This window comes from Microcoleus sp. A006_D1 (genome assembly GCF_036702805.1).
Taxonomy (GTDB): domain Bacteria; phylum Cyanobacteriota; class Cyanobacteriia; order Cyanobacteriales; family Microcoleaceae; genus Microcoleus.
The window spans coordinates 269,788-285,782 of the sequence record NZ_JAUBVZ010000002.1 but is presented as its reverse complement, the minus strand read 5'-3'; the positions used below and the strand labels follow the sequence as shown (position 1 = coordinate 285,782).

At 48.0% G+C, this 15,995-nt stretch carries 10 protein-coding genes; 4 read left to right on the top strand and 6 right to left on the bottom strand.

Features of this window, described 5'->3' with window-relative positions:
• Positions 1–105 precede the first annotated feature (105 nt).
• The 4 genes from QUB68_RS04145 (at position 106) to QUB68_RS04130 (ending at position 1,533) form a co-directional block, all read left to right on the top strand.
• Positions 106–486 carry a hypothetical protein gene (locus QUB68_RS04145; protein WP_332989650.1) on the top strand — a complete coding sequence of 127 codons (381 nt, stop codon included), beginning with the start codon at positions 106–108 and terminating at the stop codon, positions 484–486.
• Entirely contained in the window at positions 483–866 is a 384-nt protein-coding gene (locus QUB68_RS04140; RefSeq protein ID WP_332989648.1) for a hypothetical protein, read from the top strand. Before QUB68_RS04145 ends, QUB68_RS04140 begins: the two co-directional genes overlap by 4 nt.
• A gap of 79 nt (positions 867–945) precedes the next feature.
• Positions 946–1,146 (top strand): XisI protein, encoded by a 201-nt coding sequence (locus QUB68_RS04135; RefSeq protein ID WP_332989646.1) that lies wholly within the window; start codon positions 946–948, stop codon positions 1,144–1,146.
• 12 nt (positions 1,147–1,158) lie between these two features.
• Positions 1,159–1,533: a hypothetical protein gene (locus QUB68_RS04130; protein ID WP_332989644.1), complete on the top strand. Its 375-nt coding sequence runs from the start codon at positions 1,159–1,161 to the stop codon at positions 1,531–1,533.
• A gap of 100 nt (positions 1,534–1,633) precedes the next feature.
• On the opposite strand, the gene QUB68_RS04125 is transcribed toward QUB68_RS04130, so the two are convergent.
• The 6 genes from QUB68_RS04125 to QUB68_RS04100 form a co-directional block, all read right to left on the bottom strand.
• Positions 1,634–3,184 (bottom strand): ATP-binding protein, encoded by a 1,551-nt coding sequence (locus tag QUB68_RS04125; protein ID WP_332989643.1) that lies wholly within the window; start codon positions 3,182–3,184, stop codon positions 1,634–1,636.
• Between the two features lie 120 nt (positions 3,185–3,304).
• Entirely contained in the window at positions 3,305–7,516 is a 4,212-nt protein-coding gene (locus QUB68_RS04120) for a choice-of-anchor Y domain-containing protein (protein ID WP_332989641.1), read from the bottom strand.
• Positions 7,517–7,984: 468 nt separating this feature from the next.
• The gene (locus QUB68_RS04115; protein WP_332989639.1) at positions 7,985–9,619 is read right to left on the bottom strand and encodes a calcium-binding protein; all 1,635 of its coding nucleotides are present in this window, start codon (positions 9,617–9,619) and stop codon (positions 7,985–7,987) included.
• Positions 9,620–9,734: 115 nt separating this feature from the next.
• On the bottom strand, positions 9,735–11,402 hold the full coding sequence (locus QUB68_RS04110; RefSeq protein WP_332989637.1) for a calcium-binding protein: 1,668 nt from the start codon (positions 11,400–11,402) through the stop codon (positions 9,735–9,737).
• Between the two features lie 131 nt (positions 11,403–11,533).
• Positions 11,534–13,195, bottom strand: coding sequence for a S8 family serine peptidase (locus tag QUB68_RS04105; RefSeq protein ID WP_332989635.1), 1,662 nt, complete (start codon positions 13,193–13,195; stop codon positions 11,534–11,536).
• Positions 13,196–13,498: 303 nt separating this feature from the next.
• On the bottom strand, positions 13,499–15,995 hold a 2,497-nt coding region (locus tag QUB68_RS04100; protein WP_332989633.1), incomplete at its 5' end, for an Ig-like domain-containing protein.

Here is a 15,995-nt window from a genome sequence, read left to right as displayed (position 1 = left end):
GGAAGGACTGAAGTCTTGATTGCGAACCCGATCGCTTACACGCAATTTATGGGTGTTGACGAATTTTAAATAAGTGAGGAGCTGGGAAAAGGTAAGGTAAAGTTGATGATTGATGAAGTTAATCGACTAGCTGTCCTTCAGGCGATCGCGCGAGTTAGAGAGCAAATCATTTGGAAATCGGGAAAATCAACTTCCCACCTGCTCAAAAGGATTGGCTTAGGTCATTTACCAGATGATGCTAATCTGGAACAATATAATGCAATCATCGCTGCTGTAGTTAACAGTCCTGATGCCAATGTTTATGTCTATGTTTATGGAGAAAAAATTTATCCTACACTGGTAGCCAACATAGAGAATAAGCTTTGGATAGTAATGATAAGTGTGGAGGGAGTTTTAGAAACTGCCTTTCCTCCCGATCTACCCGAAAGCTATCTAGCTAATTCGGATTTTGTATATCTAAGTTCAGTTAAGGAGTTAGAAATATGAATCATCTATTGAAAAACTATTGCGTTAGTGTTGAGTTTCCTGATGTCAGTGGTGCAGAACACTTGGAAATGCTTCAAATTCGCGATCGCCTCGCAGAAATTGAATCTGACTTGAATGAAGCCGAAAAGACATTACTCACCAAAGCCGATCGCCAATTAATTGAAAAGGTAAACGATTTTTATCATGAGTTGTCGGGCTTTGTCAATTTAGCTGAAATCAGAAAAGCTCAAGCTATTTCTCCTCAACGCTGGTGGTGGTATTTGGATGTGTTAGTATTTTTGCCAATTTCCTTAGTTTATAATGCAGAGCGGGAGGGATCGTCCAATGGCCAACATAGAAGCTTATCGCGAGTACGTTCAATCAATTCTGAAGAAGTATGAAAGCTATCAGTCATAAAATGATCCGATCGCATCTCAAATCATTTTTGATACGGAACGGGATCATTATCAATTAGTTCATGTGGGATGGCGTGATTGGCGTCGCTACTACGGCTGTGTGGTGCATATTGATATCCAGGATGGTAAAATCTGGATACAGCATGATGGGACGGAGATCGGCGTTGCTAATGAGTTGGTTGATTTGGGTGTGCCGAAACAGGATATCGTTTTGGCGTTTCAAGCGCCTTATAAACGAAAGTATACCGAATTTGCGATCGGTTGATTCAAGTTGCCTATGAATTCTGTGTTAAAAAACTATTGCGTTAGTGTTGAGTTTCCAGATGTCAGCGGTGCAGAACACTTGGAAATGCTGCAAATTCGCGATCGCCTCGCAGAAATTGAGTCGGATTTGAGTGAAGCCGAAAAGACATTACTCACCAAGGGCGATCGCCAATTAATTGCAAAGGTAAACGATTTTTATCATGAGTTGTCGCGCTTTGTCAATTTAGCTGACATCAGAAAGGCTGAAGCTATTCCTCCTCAGCGCTGGTGGTGGTATTTGGATGTGTTAGTGTTTTTGCCAATTTCTTTAAAACCGACAGATAGACTCTGGTTTGAGTGGGCAGGTTTTATTTTCGATTTCGGGAATATATTAGTTTTGCCGCCCTAAGTACCGGATAGCCATCTACACGAAGACTCTTTTCTTGCCTCTTCCTACCGCGAGTTGCTGCAATAATGCTGCCGAGATATGCGCCTTGCATAAAAAATCCTCACGCACGAATAACTGTAATCTCTCGCCCCAATGGACTAGGATGAATTTCAGTTTTCAGTCTTTCTTCCAATTCCAGTGCATTGTCTCGACGATCAAAAATTACCAACCAACCTTTATCTTGCCCTAATCTAGCTAAATACCCATCCAACTGTTCCAAACCTTTATTCAAAGGGTCAGATTTCCTATTACGCCAAACCTTCAGTTCAATTCCCAATGTCACCTCACCATATCGCAAACACAGATCCATGCGATCGCGCCCAATAGCATATTCTCTCTCTAACGTTCCCCCACCATTAATCACCCGATGGAGAAACGCCATCAGCACCAAATGCGGCGCAATTTCGGGATAGGAGGCACTTTTGAGCAATGGTTCGCCATGTTGCAGCCAGAAGTCCAAAAATGTTCTCAGTAAAGCCTCAGTATCTAATTTCCCCTCAGCCGTTAACCAACTCGGTGCAATTTGCGGCAATGAAGCCATTGGCGTTACGGTGAGCACGCGGGGCAGAACTTCGCGATAAATAGGATTGGCAATGGTCAATCCGCCCTGAGTATCCATTTTACACAAACCCAAATCGATTAAAAACTGAATATCATCATTGGGTACATTTCCCAGTTCCAAACCTGCTAAAATCGGTTCGATAATGGCTTGAACTCGCTTCTCTCTAAGTCGTTCTGCTAAACTATCTAAATGGGTATCTTGACGTTGAATAATAATTTCTTTAGCTGTTAAAATATGTTCGGCTGTAATAGCTACCGATTCATCAGTGACTAACTCTTCTACGATTTCTTTAGCTAAGGCATTGACTAACCAAGGTTGTCCCTGAGTCAATTCAAAAGCTAAAGCTGAGGCTTCAGTTGTAAAAAATTGTCCGGTATCTTCAGTATGTTGATTGTAGAGTTCGACCACTTCAGCAGCATTAAAATTCCGCATGGTGAGGGAACGAACTTTAATATTAAATGGACTAGAAGTATTGAGCCTGTCACTGCCACCAGCCGCCACTTTATAATCACGCACATCTCGCAAACCGATTAAGCCGACTGATTGAGGAAAAGCTGTTGGACGATTGGGATAACCGTCGCGCAATTGGCGTAGAATGGAAATTAAAGCAAGGTCTTGTAAGGCATCAATTTCGTCGATCAAAATAACTAGAGGACGAGGCGATGCCTGTGCCCAAAGCTGTAAAGCTGCCCTAATTTTTTGTCCAGACTCGATACCTGTCCAATCTGGAGGTTGAAGTTCACTGGGAAGGCGGAAAGCAATATTATCTCGCCAAGCGCCGAGAATGGCATTTTCTGCACCAGCAATGTCTTGACTAAAAGGTGCACCGACTTCAACTGACAGCATGACAGCGGTGTATTTTCCGCTGTCGGTGAGTTGTTTGGCTAAAGACAACATGGCAGTGGTTTTGCCGATTTGTCGGGGTGCGTGGATGACAAAATAGTTTTGCTGGGCAATTAGTCGTTCTAGGCTGGGAACACGACTGGTTGCAGGCAGCATATAGTGGATATCAGCGCGGCAGGGGCCAGCGGTATTGAACCATCTAGGCATAGGTAAATTGGAGTGAATCAGGGGATGCTTTCAGTTTACCTTGCGGTTGTCAGAATGCCGATCGCACCCAAGCGTCAGTAGACTCGATTTTGCAGACTCCAAGCAGTTTCAACCGCTATCTTAAATATACAAACCAAACTCAATTACTTTAAAATCCTGTTGGGTGATGAAATCAGCTTGCATACCGTTGAGGGTAGCTAAGATTTGATTTGTATTGGCAATTTTGATTAAAGTTGCACCGCCATCTTGAACTATGCTGAGTCGATCGCCCTTTAACCCTCCCATCAAAATAAATACATCCTCACCGGGCGTAAAATCAGCAATGACATCGCCACCATCTCCCGCAGCCAAGCAAAAGTAATCGCGCCCGCTTCCCCCAATCAAAATATCTTCACCATTGCCGCCGTACAGAGTATCGTTACCCTCACCGCCGCACAATTTATCGGCATCTTCATTGCCAAAAATTAAATCATTGCCACTACCGCCGCACAAATAATCTTTTTGACTGCTAGCATCCGTCGCAATATTGTCAATATCTCCGAAAATCGTATCCTCGCCGTCGCCGCCACAGATGGTGTCACTTCCCAAATCTCCAAACAGCAAATCGTTGCCAGATTCGCCGCAAATTAGATCGTTACCTTTGCCGCCGAAAATTGTATCATTTCCCTCGCCGCCAACAAGAGTATCTGCGCTTTCTTGCCCGTATAAAAGGTCGTTGCCGCGATCGCCAAAAAGCAAATCTTTTCCTGTCAAGTCGCCCTCAGACGAGTCAGAAGTGCCGCCAAATAAACGATCGCCACCTTCATCCCCAAGCAAGGTATCGTTGCCTTTGTCGCCCCAAACTACGTCATCATCTTTGCCTGCGATCGCCACATCGTCATCTTTCCCCGCATAAATCACATCATTCCCAGCGTGCCCGACGATGTAGTCGCTATCTTCGTTACCAAAAATCGTGTCGCTATCTGCATCCGCGCCCACAGCAACTGGGCTAGGAAAACCGCCGTAAATATTGTCGCTGCCGAATAAGCCGATTAGCAAGTCGCTGCCGTTAAAACCGTTAATGTTGTCATTAATATTGCTGCCGGTGAGAGTATCGCTGTTGTTTGTACCGCTGAGGGTATTTGCAGCGATGTTGGGGCGGGAAATGGAAGCGCGATCGGGTAAATTTATGCGATCGCACATACAGTCTTCCGAAACAGCAGGAATTACCGCAGGTTTGGGAATTTCGGTTGGGGCGATGGGATAATTCGGATTTGCGATCGGTATTTCCGCAGCTTTAGCCGTCGGAATTGGAATTTCCGCAGGTTGCGCAATTGGAATTTCCGCAGGTTCCACAATTGGAATTTCCGCAGGTTCCACAATTGGAATTTCCGCAGGTTGCGCAATTGGAATTTCCGTAAGTATCGGAGTCGGCGTCGGAATTGGAGTTTCCGCAGGTTCCACAATTGGAATTGGCGTAAGTATCGGAGTCGGCGTCACAATTGGAATTTCCGCAGGTTCCACAATTGGAATTGGCGTCGGAGTTGGAATTGGAATTGGCGTCGGAGTTGGAATTGGAATTGGCGTCAGAGTTAGAGTTGGAATTGGAGTTGGAATTGGCGTCGGAGTTGGAATTGGCGTCGGAATTGGCGTCGGAGTTGGAGTTGGAATTGGAATTGGCGTCGGAGTTTCCGCAGGAATTGGAGTTGGAATTGGCGTCGGAGTTGGAATTGGAGTTGGAATTGGCGTCGGAGTTGGAATTGGAATTGGAATTGGAATTGGCGTCGGAGTTGGAATTGGAATTGGAATTGGCGTCGGAGTTGAAATTGGAGTTGGAATTGGCGTCGGAGTTTCCGCAGGAATTGGCGTCGGAGTTGGAATTGGTGTCGGAGTTGGAATTGGTGTCGGAGTTGGAATTGGTGTCGGAGTTGGAATTGGAGTTGTATCGAGAATAGTCAAAATAGCACTAGAAATCGCTCCTAAATCTGCTCCATTAGTGGGATTGTTCAGACTTAGATTAACTGTTTCATCACCTTCGATTGCTGAATTATCAACAATTGGAATCGTGAAACTTTGAGTAGTTTCGCCAATCCCAAAATTCAAAGTTCCCGATGTCTGGTTGTAGTCGCTGCCAGCATTAGCCGTGCCATCATTTGTGCTGTAACTGACAGCAGCCGCCACATTATTAGCATCGCGAGTCACGGTAATTGTGGCAGATGTACCGTTTTCATTAACGCTGTAGCTGGCGTTACTGAAGTTAAATGTGCCGGGATTTGTGAGGTTGATAGTGAAAGTTTGGTTAGCTGAAGTATCGACACCGCCGTTATCTGTACCGCCATTATCTTTGAGGTTGAGAGTGATATTAGCACGGCCGATCGCACTTGCGGCCGGTGTAAAGGTTAACGTGCCCGCCGAGTCGATCGCAGGTAATACGCTAAACAAAGCAGCATTATCATTCCCTACCACTTGAAATGCAAGGGTTTGTCCCGATTCGTTGGCGGGGCCCGCAGCAATCCCAGTCGCCCATCCAGTGAGGGTTTGTGGGCCGGATTTGCTGCTGAAAGTGCGATCGCCCCCTTTGACAAACGCAGGTGCATCGTTGACAGGATTAACTGCGATCGAATATGTCAAACTATTAGTGCTAAACGCCGTTGTTCCCCCAGTAACTGAAGCATTAACCCCGGCACTACCGCCACCCGCTCCATTACTTCCATCCCACCCCCGAAAAGTAATTTTTGGTTCGCTTCCAGCGGTACTGTAATAGTCTGCGTTGGGTACAAAGCGGACTTTCGCAGGCGTTACCAGAGAAACTTCCGTCAAGTTGATATTAGCTTGCGCCGAGATTGTGTTGTCACCGAGGAATAGAAAGTTAGGAGTTTCATAAGGATCGATCGCACCGCTAAATACAGCATAATCTCGCAGCGGGCCTGTTAGTATAACATTGTTGCCGTCTGAAAGCAAGTAATTGTCTCCTTGAACTCTCAGAGTGTAATTAGTAGCAATATTCGTGTTATGAGCAACATTTTCAGCAGCAACAAATAAGCCATTAGTTTGTCCGCCTGGATTCGGAGTAATGTTGTCGCCTTGGGCAAAGATATTACCGGAAGTTGCAGATAGCTGCTGGAAACCGATTTCAATTGCTTTGCGATCGCTAGTAACCGCAACAATGCTAAAACCAGCTTGATTTGGTGGATTAGTGCGGGATTCCGAGATAATTTGGAGATTAAAAGACAAGCTAAATCCCGAATTGCGATCGAGCGGAGGAAATGACGGATTTGAAGGATTATTTGTATACCCAGCATAGATGCTATTCGCAGCAGTGCTGTTTAAATTAGCTCCATTACCGCTAAATATTTCTGAAGCAATAGCGGTTGGATCGGCAGGATTTAAGTTAGTCAAAGACAGCCAATTTTGAGAGTTGGGAGTATTGCCAAGCAAGCCATTATAAAGACGAGTCAGGCCAATAACTGTTGCTGAACTTTCCGACACTGTGCCGAAATTTTTCCAAGTATTGCTAGTAGTTGAAAATTGCCAATTTCCGTTAGTGTTATCTGCGGCTGTGACTGCGACACCTAAAGCATCGCCATCAGCGTCACCGCCTAACTCGCTAGTGATAGCAAAAATACTAAAGCCTCTGTTAGCTGCGTTGGCTATGTCTTCATTAATGGGGAGAAGTGTATTAAAATTAGAATTTGCCAAAGTCGGAGCGCTGTTGACTTGCGGGTTGCGGAGGCTGTTAATATAAATCGTGTTAATTCCGCCATTGGGCAAACCCAAGGAACCGGGACTGTTGACAGCATAATTAGCAGTTCTGTTGACGCCGCCAATAGCGCTGGAAAACTCGACATTGCGCCCGTTTCCAGGTGCAGGAATTTGCACCTTAGCTGCATTCCCAAAGGCTCCGTGGGTTCCCGATGTCCTCCAGGCGATCGCATCTACTGTATTGAGATTTGTAGTGCTAGCATTATCAACATAAACAACATCAGAATCCGCGAAATCCCCATCAAAATTTCCGACTGGGAGCAGCTTGCTCAAAAATCCACCATCGGGACTCAATCGAATGTTCCAATCGTTATTTGTCCCCGACGGTGTGGGGTTGTAAACAATCTCTTGATTCGCGGGCGCACCGCCGATCGCAATTATTGTACCTGCTTTAAACACAGGAGCAATACTCGCCATATTAGTAAATCTGTAAGCCGAATATTTAGCTGTTGTTGGGGCAGTTGAGTCGCCAACAAAATAGCTCTGAAGCTGGGTAGCTGTTAAATCTTCTGTCAGCAGTAACTCTACATATTCATTGCCAGTCAAGTCTCCGGTAGCGCGCCGGAATTCGTTAATAATTATCTGTCCCATCTAGATGCACCTAAATTAGAGATAAAAATTCGATAACATATGCGAAAAATAGTCGCCTGTTTGCAAGATTCAAGCAGGAGAATAGTTTTTTGCGACCGTCAAATTATTTGCTAGAAACCTGGATTAAATGTGAGGATATCACGCACCATAACAGACATATTGCTAATACCTTATGTGAATTGATTAAAGGAAAATGCTATAAATTTAATTTACCAAAATAAATTATTCGTGTCAAGCATCCGGTTTAATAAAAATATCTTATAAATAAAATAATTTATATTTATACGATTAATCGATCGCAAATTTAAATCAAAAAACCCCCTAAACCATATCGTGTACCACAGAAAAACCATAAAGGTTTGTAGTAAGGACGAAGAGTCCCGATCGACTAAAAGCCCGCGGAGAGGACTCTTCGTCGTCATTACAAACTTTATGATATTTGTAGTGAGAACATAAATCAGCAGATATCTAAACAGAGAAGAAATCTCCAGGGCCGATCGAGTTTGGAGCAACGCCAGTCAAAGTAGCTAAAACTTCACCGCTGCTAGCTACCTTAATTAATGTGCCGTTAGTGCCAGGGGAAATTGATAGCTGTCCGAAAGTCAAGCCGTTGATTAATTGCACGGTATCTTGACCTTTGGTGAAATCAGAGATAGTATCAACTCCCAATCCTGCACCTAAAACAAAGACATCATTGCCCGCGCCACCGACTAAAATATCGTTTCCCAAACCGCCGTTGAGCGTGTCAAAACCTTTGCCGCCGTTGAGGATATCGTTGCCGTCGCCCCCATTGAGAATGTCGTTACCTCGCAAACCGCTGATGGTATCGTTGCCGGGAGTGCCTGTGAGGTTGTCGTTGCCGGGAGTGCCATTGATGATGTTTGGAGAGTTATTAGTGCCGCTTGGAGTGTTGGTTAAGTCAGCAACGAATACGTCTAGGGCGCTGTTAGTGTCTCCCGGCACAAGGTTGGCGGCACGAGATGAAAACGCCACTTTCTGCCCGTCGGCGGAGATGGAAACCTCGAAGGAGGAGTCTGTCGCCTGATCGCCTGTTGAGGAAACAGAGAGGCGGGTGGTGGTATTGTCGATCGTGTCGCGCACGAAAATGTCAGCGTTATTGTTAGTGTCCCCCGGCACGAGGTTGGAAGCATCAGAGCGAAACGCCACAAACCGCCCGTTGGAGGAGATAGACACATCGAAGGATGCGCCGTTGGCCTGATTGCCTGCTGAACCCACAGAGGCGCGGGCGGTGGTGTTGGTTGACAAGTCGCGCACGAAGACATCAATGCTATTGTTCGTGTCCCCCGGCACGAGGTTGCTGGCATCAGACCAAAACCCCACAAACCGCCCGTCGGCGGAGATGTAGGGTTCGCGGGATGCGCCGTTGCCCTGATTGCCTGCTGAACCCACAGAGACGCGGGTGGTGGTGTTGGTTGACAAGTCGCGCACGAAGATATCGTTGCTATTGTTAGTATCCCCGGGCACGAGGTTGTTGGAATCAGAAGTAAACGCCACAAACCGCCCGTCGGCTGAGATAGAGGGAGCACTGGAAGAGCCACTGTTGCCCTGATTGCCTGCTGAGTTCACAGAGACGCGGGTGGTGGTGTTGCCGATCGTGTCGCGCACGAAGATGTCTCTGGTATTGTTAGTGTCCCCCGGCACGAGATTCGTCGCATTAGATCCAAACGCCACAAACCGACCGTTGGCGGAGATGGACGGGGTGCTAGAGGCGCTGTTGCCCAGATTGCCTGCGGAGTCAACAGAGACGCTGGTGGTGGTGTTGCCGATCGTGTCGCGCACGAAGATGTTAACACCAGCATCAAACGCCACAAACCTCCCGTCACCTGAGATCGAGGAGTAGGAGGACCTGCTGTTGCCCTGATTGCCTGCGGAGTCAACAGAGACGCGGGTAGTGGTGTTGGTTGACAAGTCGCGCACGAAGATGTCCTCGTTATTGTTAGTGTCACCCGGCACGAGGTTGGCGGCACCCGAAGCAAACGCGACAAACCGCCCGTCCGCAGACATGGAGGGATAGGAGAAGAACAATGGGCCCCGCTGCGCCTGATTGCCTGCTGAGTCTACAGAAACACGAGTAACAGTCATAAATCCTCACCCTAAAATTGTAAATTTGGTAAATTGACGAGTTTTTTGTCGCCCCCGCCACTTCTGAGAAGACAGATTCGCGATCGGCAACAACCATTTTGTGCTAAGCAGATATCTAAACAGAGAGGAAATCTCCAGGGCCGATCGAGTTGGGAGCAAGGCCAGTCAAAGAAGCTAAAACTTCACCGCTGCTAGCTACTTTAATTAATGTGCCGTTAGTTCCAGCGGAAATTGAGAGCTGTCCGAAAGTCAAGCCGTTGATTAATTGCACGGTATCTTGACCTTTGGTGAAATCAGAGATAGTATCAACTCCCAATCCTGCACCTAAAACAAAGACATCATTGCCCGCGCCACCGACTAAAATATCGTTTCCCAAACCGCCGTTGAGCGTGTCAAAACCTTTGCCGCCGTTGAGGATATCGTTGCCGTCGCCCCCATTGAGAATGTCGTTACCTCGCAAACCGCTGATGGTATCGTTGCCGGGAGTGCCTGTGAGGTTGTCGTTGCCGGGAGTGCCGTTGATGACATTTGGAGAGTTATTAGTGCCGCTTGGAGTGTTGGTTAAGTCAGTAACGAAGATGTCGCGGCTATTGGTGTCTCCTGGCACGAGGTTGGAGGCATCAGATGAAAATGCTACTCTCCGCCCGTCGCCTGAGATGGAGGGGATGTAAGAAAGAGCGTTCCCCTGATTGCCTGCTGAATCTACAGAGACACGGGTTGTGGTGTTGGTTGACAAATCGCGCACGAAGATATCTTCCTTACCGTTAGTGTCTCCCGGCACAAGATTGGATGCCTCAGATGAAAATGTCACAAACCGCCCGTCATCTGAGATGGAGGAGAAATTGGAGCCATCGTTCCCCTGATTGCCTGCTGAGTCAACAGAGACGCGGGTGGTGGTGTTGGTTGACAAGTCCCGCACGAAGATGTCGGTGGTATTGTTAGTGTCTCCCAGCACAAGGTTGCTGGCATCAGATGAAAATGCCACAAACCGCCCGTTGGCTGAGATCGAGGGCTTGGAGCAGTCGCCGTTGCCCTGATTGCCTGCCCCTGAAACAGAGACGCGGGTGGTGGTGTTGGTTAACAAGTCGCGCACAAAGATATCGTCGTTATTGTTAGTGTCCCCCAGCACGAGGTTGGATGCCTCAGATGAAAACGCCACAAACCGCCCGTCATCTGAAATGGAAGGGTTGGATGAGTGGTTGATCGCCTGATTGCCTGCCGCTGAAACAGAGACGCGGGTGGTGGTGTTGGCGAGCCTGTCGCGTACGAAGATGTCGCTGCGATTGTTAGTGTCCCCCGGCACAAGGTTGGGGACATAAGATTCAAACGCTACAAACCGCCCGTTGGCTGAGATTGAGGGAATGAAGAAGCCAATCAGCACACCGCCGTTCCCTTGATTGCCCGCTGAATCTACAGAGATGCGGGTGGTGGTGTTGCTTGACAAGTCGCGCACGAAGATGTCGCTGCGATTGTTAGTGTCTCCCGGCACGAGGTTGGGGGCAAAAGATGTAAACGCTACAAGCCGTCCGTCGGCTGAAATGGAGGGACTGCCGGAGGTGTCGTTTCCTTGATTGCCTGCTGAGTCAACAGAGACGCGGGCGGTGGTGTTGGTTGACAAGTCGCGCACGAAGATATCGCTGCGATTGTTAGTGTCTCCCGGCACGAGATTGGATGCCTCAGATGAAAACGCCACAAACCGCCCGTCGGCTGAGATGGAGGGGATCTGGGAAATGCCGATTGCCTGATTGCCTGCTGAGTCTACAGAAACACGAGTAATAGTCATAATTCCTCACCCTAAAATTGCAAATTTGGTCAATTGACGAGCGATCGATCGCCCGCAACTTCTAACAAGACAGATTAGCGGAGTTGTAGGGCGATCGACTAATGTTTCTGAATAATTGCTGCCTGTTGTTTCTAGACTGTTATCCCATTGCGGTTGGCTGTAGTCGTCAAGATGTACTCAACTTGAGCCGGAGTCAAATTCGGATTAGCATTCAAAATTAAAGCCGCTACACCCGCTACGTGAGGTGCTGCCATCGATGTGCCGCTGTAAGTTTCGTAACTGTTATCGGGAATTGTAGAATAGATGTCTACTCCCGGAGCAACTACGTAATCCAAAGGTCGGGAACCTGCACGGTCAGAGGATTCATACATTCTGTTATTTCTGTCAATTCCTCCTGCTGCAATTCCGAATCGCTCGGCATCTCTAGCTGGATATACTGGTTCAGGAGAACGATTATTTCCTGCTGCCATGACAACAACAACTCCTTTGTCAGTTGCGTACTGAATTGCGGTGTTGACGGCGGCGATCGGCACAGTTTTCTGTCCCAAGCTGATGTTAATTACATTAGCTCCATTATCAGCAGCATATCGAATTCCAGCAGCAACATTATTCCAATTCCCAACTCTAACAGGCATAATCTTTGCATTGTAGGCAACTCCAGTTATGCCAAAATCATTTCGTTCGGCCGCGATCGCACCTGCTACGTGAGTCCCATGACCGAGGATAGACTCATCCATCGGCTCGTTATCGTAACTCACAAAATCCCAACCCCTGACATCATCTACATACCCGTTGCGATCGTCGTCAATGCCGTTGTCGGGGATTTCACCCGCATTCCGCCAAATGTTGCCGTCTAAGTCGGGATGGGTGTAGTCAACACCGCCATCGACAACAGCGACTACGATGCCATTTCCAGTAATTCCCTGATTCCAAACTTCCGGCGCATTTACCATGTCTCGTCCCCAATTATTCCCGTCCAAATTAGGAACTTCTGGGAAGGGAGTTGGACGGTTCAGCGTGCGGGAAACTGCGGCATTTGCATTCACTAAACCGTAGCCATAATTGCTGCTAAAACCAGTACCAGGTTTTGCAGAAAGAGTCAGGTTGTACTTTGTTGAGGCACCCAAGTAGCTAAAGACTCGGACATAGTAAGTCCCTGGATTCAGACCTAATAAATTAATACTTTCAGGTGTGGCACCGAGATTAGAAGAACTGCCAATAATGTCAGCCGCATCAACTATACCGTTGCGGTTCTTATCTTGAATTACCTCTAAGTCAGCATCCGCACTCAAACCGTCGAGACGCAAGCTTAAATCGCTATTGCTGTTCAGAGTAAATTTGTAAAAATCTTCGCGATCGCCCACTCCGACAAAATCGCTTAAGTTGACGCGCCCGTTGTCAACGCCAACCACATTTCGAGCAGTTGCTAAGGTGTTGTCTGGGTAGGATAAATTTAACTGACTTGCCGTTCTGGTTCCTGTTAGCGGATCTGTGCCGGCAGCGAGATCCTCTGAGTTCGATTGTTGAGCATGAGATGTACTGCTAGCGACTTGATTGTTGGCCCAGAAACTGAGGATGTCGCTGGTTTTCGGTACTAGAAAATCTGCTATTTGTTGTGGTTCGCCGATCGCGCTGGCTGTCAAATGAGACTCGTCCCAGCCGTTGCTGGGGACGCTACCGCTAAATTGACTCGGTTCCGTGAAAAAATTAAGCTGATTGCTGTTACCAAAGGTGGTTAATGCTGCTGTTAGCTGCTGTTGGCGATCGCTCCTAAGTATACCTGTGCTTTCCATGATTTTGCTCCTAATAAGATTGTATTCACTTGGTTTTTTTGTAAAGATAGTTGATGTGAAATTAATTAATATTATTACAGAGGCGAAATGATACGTCAATTCATAAATTCATTGCCTGAAGTCATAAAAGTCATAACCCTAATGTCATAAAAGTCATATTTTGAATCATTGGGTAGTTATGCAGTTTCAAGCTGAGTCTGTTGTGTTTCCGTTGCTATCAGATTTGATATCAATGGTGCGTCAGTTTTCGGATTTTTCGTGATGATTGAGAATTATCTTTTCTGACGCACCCTACCGCTACTGCTAATCCGATCGCCCAAATACGATAAAATCACTGCGATCGATCGCACTACCAGCCACTGCATTCACAGTAGCCAACAGTTGACCGTTCTGAGAAATCGCGATCGAAGCTGCATTAGGGCTTTGGGTAATAGTGAGTTGAGCAAAAGTTAAACCGCCCGCTAACACCAGCAAATCTTCACCTTTAGTAAAATCAGTGATTGCATCGCTGCCTTCACCAGCGGTCAAAATAAAGCGATCGCGCCCAACCCCACCAATGAGAAGATCGTCACCTAAACCCCCAGTCAAAGTATCGTCACCCTTACCGCCGTAGAGAGTATCGTTGCCATCACCGCCGCAAATGGTGTCACTACCGCCGTTACCAAACAGCAAATCGTTACCCGCACCACCGCAGAGGAAATCTGGATTGCCATTTAAACCGATCGGTCGATCGCCGAAAATAGTATCGTCTCCATCACCGCCACAAATGCTGTCGCTGCCGCGATCGCCCAACAGCAGATCGTTGCCCGTACCCCCCACCAGAACATCATCGCCCTTGCCGCCGTACAGCGTATCGTTGCCCTCACCGCCGCTGAGAGTATCCGCAGCATCTCCCCCAAACAAGCAATCGTTACCATCAGCCCCAACCAGAGTGTCATTGCCTTTGTCGCCCCAAATGGAGTCATCGTCCTTGCCGCCGATCGCCACATCATCGCCTTTACCCGCGAAAATGAGATCGTCGCCCGCATTGCCGTTGAGGTAATCATTGCCTCTGCCGCCAAACAGCAAGTCTCTGTCTGCATTTGGGCCGAGGGAGATATTGCTGGGCCGCCCGCCGTAAATATTGTCGTTACCGCTTCCGCCTAGCAGGATGTCGTCGCCGTTGAAACCGTTGATAACGTCGTTGAGATTGCTGCCAATTAGCAAATCGTTGCCGTCAGTGCCGTTGAAAGTGCGATCAACTGAATTCGGCCCGGGAATTGAATCGATCGCAGGTAGGGCGATTTCGTCGCAAGTGCGATCGGCATTGCCGCCGCCAATGCTGTCAGAGTCAACAGGAGTTGGACTCGGAGTTTCCGTGGGAGTTGGACTCGGAGTTGGACTCGGAGTTTCCGTTGGAGTTGGAGTTGTCGCCGGAGTTGGACTTGTTACCGGAGTTGGAGTTGTCACCGGAGTCGGACTTGTTACCGGAGTCGGAGTTGTCACCGGAGTCGGAGTTGTCGCCGGAGTTGGAGTTGTTACCGGAGTTGGACTTGTCGCCGGAGTCGGAGTTGTCACCGGAGTCGGAGTTGTCACCGGAGTTGGACTTGTCGCCGGAGTTGGACTTGTCGCCGGAGTTTGACTTTCCGTCGGAGTTGGACTTGTCGCCGGAGTTGGAGTTGTCACCGGAGTTGGACTTGTCACCGGAGTTGGACTTGTCACCGGAGTCGGACTTGTCACCGGAGTTGGACTTGTCACCGGAGTCGGACTTGTCACCGGAGTTGGACTTGTCACCGGAGTCGGACTTGTCACCGGAGTTGGACTTGTCACCGGAGTTGGACTTGTCACCGGAGTTGGACTTGTCACCGGAGTTGGACTTGTCGGAGGATTATTGACAACAATGCTGGCGGTGACGATCGCAGAATCAGCTTTTCCGTCATTAGCTTTGTAGGTAAAAGAATCTGTCCCTGCAAAACCAGTATTCGGAGTGTAATCGAAGGAACCGTTAGCTTTGAGGGCGATCGACCCTTTAGCCGGATTTGTTACCAAAATCGCCGTCAGCGGATCGTTTTCCGGGTCTGTATCGTTGATTAAGACTCCCAAACCTGCCACGTTGAGACCTGTATTAAAAGCAGTTGTATAGTTGTCAGGAATCGCGACAGGCGGGTTATTGTTGACGTTTACAGTCACGGTAGCTGGTAAAGAGCTAACTATGCCGTCGCTGACTGTGTAGGTAAATGTGTCTGTCCCAGAAAAGCCTGCGTTAGGAGTATAGGTGAAAGAACCGTCTTTGCTGAGGGCGATCGATCCTTTCGTCGGATTTGCGGCCACCGCAGCAGTCAGCGTGTCTAAATCTGCGTCGGAGTCGTTGGCTAAAACTCCCGGCAATATTTGGGTGAGGGCTTTTCCCGCACTGGTGCTGTAGGTGTCAGGTTGTGCGATCGGCAGATTGTTAGTAACGTTGATATTCACCGTACCGGGGACAGTAGCAGCCCCGTCGCTAACGCTGTAGGTGAAAGTGTCAGTCCCGACAAAGCCTGCTTTCGGAGTATAAAAGAAGTCGCCGAGGGGATTGAACACGATCGTACCGTTGCTCGGGCCTTTGACTAAGGCGGGAACCAGCAAATCAAAATCTGCGTCCGTGTCGTTGCTTAAAACTCCTGGAAATCCGGGGAGCACTTGATCGTGCAGGACTTTGTAGGTGTCGGGATTTACCTTGGGCAGATTGTTGGTGACGTTAATAGTCACCGTACCGGGGACAGTAGCAGCCCCGTCGCTAACGCTGTAGGTGAAAGTGTCAGTCCCGACAAAGCCTGCTTTC

What these genes read in the sequence shown, in the direction of transcription:
- QUB68_RS04140 (WP_332989648.1), top strand. Translation starts at nt 483, where the DNA reads ATGAATCATCTATTGAAAAACTATTGCGTTAGTGTTGAGTTTCCTGAT.
- QUB68_RS04115 (WP_332989639.1), bottom strand. Translation starts at nt 9,619, where the DNA reads ATGACTGTTACTCGTGTTTCTGTAGACTCAGCAGGCAATCAGGCGCAG.
- QUB68_RS04105 (WP_332989635.1), bottom strand. Translation starts at nt 13,195, where the DNA reads ATGGAAAGCACAGGTATACTTAGGAGCGATCGCCAACAGCAGCTAACA.
- QUB68_RS04130 (WP_332989644.1), top strand. Translation starts at nt 1,159, where the DNA reads ATGAATTCTGTGTTAAAAAACTATTGCGTTAGTGTTGAGTTTCCAGAT.
- QUB68_RS04125 (WP_332989643.1), bottom strand. Translation starts at nt 3,184, where the DNA reads ATGCCTAGATGGTTCAATACCGCTGGCCCCTGCCGCGCTGATATCCAC.
- QUB68_RS04120 (WP_332989641.1), bottom strand. Translation starts at nt 7,516, where the DNA reads ATGGGACAGATAATTATTAACGAATTCCGGCGCGCTACCGGAGACTTG.
- QUB68_RS04145 (WP_332989650.1), top strand. Translation starts at nt 106, where the DNA reads ATGATTGATGAAGTTAATCGACTAGCTGTCCTTCAGGCGATCGCGCGA.
- QUB68_RS04110 (WP_332989637.1), bottom strand. Translation starts at nt 11,402, where the DNA reads ATGACTATTACTCGTGTTTCTGTAGACTCAGCAGGCAATCAGGCAATC.